Origin of the sequence: Rickettsia sp. TH2014 (assembly GCF_019249195.1) — a bacterium.
Classification (GTDB): Bacteria; Pseudomonadota; Alphaproteobacteria; order Rickettsiales; family Rickettsiaceae; genus Rickettsia; species Rickettsia felis.
The window spans coordinates 1-2,637 of record NZ_MXAX01000001.1; the positions used below are offsets into that span (position 1 = coordinate 1).

A 2,637-nucleotide genomic window follows, 5' to 3' on the forward strand; every position below is an offset into this window, starting at 1 on the left:
TGTAAGATTAAATCTCAACTATTACAATTTTTCGTAATTTGCTATTGGAGGTAACTACAGTTTATTATAATATATATCTGATTTAATATCACTACAACCTAATAATGCATCATTACAGTGCGTTATGGTACTTATAAACTCATGGAATGCAGAAGAGTTAGAGAATGTTTCCGGTTCGTAACTCTCCCAATAATTTCTGCTTCTTCTATATTATTACAAACACGCTTTAGCTTTTGACCAAAATATTTAGGAATATTCCCTAAATTTTTTGCCCAACTCCATACCATAAAATAGTTAGGATTAAAATCAGTAGGATCTATAAGAGGAGTTAGTTTAAAATGCTTCAATAAATTAGAAAAGTTATTTATGAGTTTATGAGAGGCTAATGCTTCATTGGGTACGTAATTCTCATCATCAAATTTATGAAATATTTTTAATATTTTTAGGCATATAGGTATCTCTTTTGCAAGCTCCACATAACGAGAAGATGGAAATTGTGTATTATAAAAGGTATAAGTTTGATTGATTTTAAGCCATTTCTGATCATTATTTATTACTTGTGCATCTTCAATTGGATATGCGTCATTCCCATCAATTAAACAAGACAATATATAACTTAAGGTAGCTATTTGCATACTTGGTGACCAGTTTATAGGATTCCAAGAAGACCAAATGCTAGACACTATATATTTAATAATTTCCTTATTATTTTGCATTTATTATATACCTGTTTGGGTTAAGGAAATATATTAAATGAATTTGTAAAAGATAATAAAGTTTTATTAAAAATCATTAATAATTTGGTGATAATTGTGTTAATTATACACCCTTATCTTTATATGCTGTAAATAGTAACATTAAAAAGTTGTTTACTTCTGCTAGTTTCATACTTAGGATATTCCTATTTTAAGTGTAAACTTCTTTTTATGTACAATCAATCCGATGAACAAATCAAATCTATTGTAGATGTATGGAAGATTATTGAACTTTCTACTCCTCCTAAAAATGCAACTTTAAATAGTTACTTCGCTTATGCACAAAAACAAGCTACTCAGCAAAAAGAGTTTTATAAAGAAATTAATAAAAAAGACTCTCTTTTTCTGTTACAAGATGCACCTTTTGAAAAATTTAATAAGGGAAAATTAAAAGCAGAATTACCGGATTATGACATATGTGTTCATTGGCATCTATATCTTAGTTATTTAAATTGGACTGAAGCTGAAATTGCTATTGAAGAAAAATCAATGAATTATTTGATGTAAAACCTAAAATTTTGTATGGCTCTAAGAACCGCAAAAACCCTGTATTAACTCCGGTCGTTGCACTAACGCTTGATGAAGATATGAATCTTATAGATAACTCAATGGTTATATCTACCGGTGCTTATGTTCTAGGTAAAGTTGTACGAGTAGGGTTTTCAGAAAATGATTTTGAAGATTTGATTAAGTTTGAAGATAATAGTGCTGCATTAATAGTAAATGCATCAAAAGATTCTTGCGATAAATCCGGTCAACAAAAGAAATTTAATTTAGAAAGAGTTAATTATATTGCTAATTTTATAATTAGTGAATTAAAGATCGATGAGAAATTTTTACTCAGTAATCCTGAAATATGCGTTAGACAAATAACTTATAGAAAACTTAGGAAAAATGAAAAAACTAAAAATGCTTATACTAATCAAACAACAACAGATAATAATTTAAAAGAAGATACTAAAAAGGAATTAGATTGGGCTCCTGCCCCGGCTTTAGAAATGTTTAATAGTTTTTTCTAAAACCTCTTGATTTAGTACGCAATAATATTGATAAATTTACTGAAAATTCTCCAATTACTAAATATCTCGGAGCTAATGATAAACCTCATATAAAAGATGTTTTGAGTGATTCGTTATTATTAAAAGAGTTACTTGCATCTTCTAAAATGCAGTTTGCTAGATGGCCTTCATCACCAAAAAATTGCCTAGCTACTTTACAAACCGCTGCTATTAATACGATACTACAAAAAATAGAAAATACAGAGCATATTTTTGCAGTTAACGGTCCACCCGGAACCGGTAAAACTACTTTACTATTCGACATAATAGCAAATATTTACGTCAAAAGAGCATTAAACCTTGCTACATTAAAAACTCTCGATGAAGGATTTAGTGACGATCAACATTGCTTTAAAGTTTCAGGATTTGAATATAAAATAAAAACTCTTGTCCCTTCTCTTCAAAATCATGAGATTGTTATAGCTTCTTCTAACAATAACGCAGTTGAAAACATTTCTAAAGAGTTACCTCTTTATGCAAAGATAGATAAAATTTATCATGAAGAGTTAAAATTTTTTGATTGGTTAGTAAACGATACGGATAGAAATACAAACTGGGGAATATTTACAGCAGTACTGGGAAGAAGTGCTAGTCGTCAAAGTTTTATGGAAAAATTTTGGAAACCTGAATTTCCTAAAGAACAGGAAGGTTACAAATGTAAAACAATGTTTCAATATTTAAATTTACTAAAAAGTAAGTCTGAAGCTCATAGCTTAAAGTATTTAATGCCTAAATATTGTAACTCATATATAGATACTAAGGAAGAATGGCAAAAAGAATGTTTATATTTTAATGAATTATATGTAATAGTTGAGATTTAATCT

At 28.5% G+C, this 2,637-nt stretch carries 4 protein-coding genes; 3 read left to right on the forward strand and 1 reads right to left on the reverse strand.

The window, feature by feature from the left end; genetic code table 11:
- Positions 1–131: 131 nt before the first annotated feature.
- Positions 132–716: a hypothetical protein gene (locus KYQ89_RS07460; protein WP_256621147.1), complete on the reverse strand. Its 585-nt coding sequence runs from the start codon at positions 714–716 to the stop codon at positions 132–134.
- A 210-nt stretch (positions 717–926) separates the two neighbouring features.
- On the opposite strand from KYQ89_RS07460, the gene KYQ89_RS00010 reads away from it, so the two are divergent.
- The 3 genes from KYQ89_RS00010 (at position 927) to KYQ89_RS00020 (ending at position 2,634) form a co-directional block, all read left to right on the forward strand.
- Complete coding sequence (locus tag KYQ89_RS00010; RefSeq protein WP_218459762.1) at positions 927–1,262, forward strand: hypothetical protein; 336 nt, start codon at positions 927–929, stop codon at positions 1,260–1,262.
- Positions 1,263–1,273: 11 nt separating this feature from the next.
- Entirely contained in the window at positions 1,274–1,774 is a 501-nt protein-coding gene (locus tag KYQ89_RS00015; RefSeq protein ID WP_218459764.1) for a hypothetical protein, read from the forward strand.
- Positions 1,775–1,875: 101 nt separating this feature from the next.
- A complete protein-coding gene (locus KYQ89_RS00020; protein ID WP_305888027.1) occupies positions 1,876–2,634 on the forward strand; it encodes an AAA domain-containing protein in 759 nt (252 codons plus the stop codon).
- Positions 2,635–2,637: the final 3 nt, after the last annotated feature.

Coding starts and splice junctions, on each gene's coding strand:
- KYQ89_RS07460 (WP_256621147.1), bottom strand. CDS start 716: ATGCAAAATAATAAGGAAATTATTAAATATATAGTGTCTAGCATTTGG.
- KYQ89_RS00010 (WP_218459762.1), top strand. CDS start 927: ATGTACAATCAATCCGATGAACAAATCAAATCTATTGTAGATGTATGG.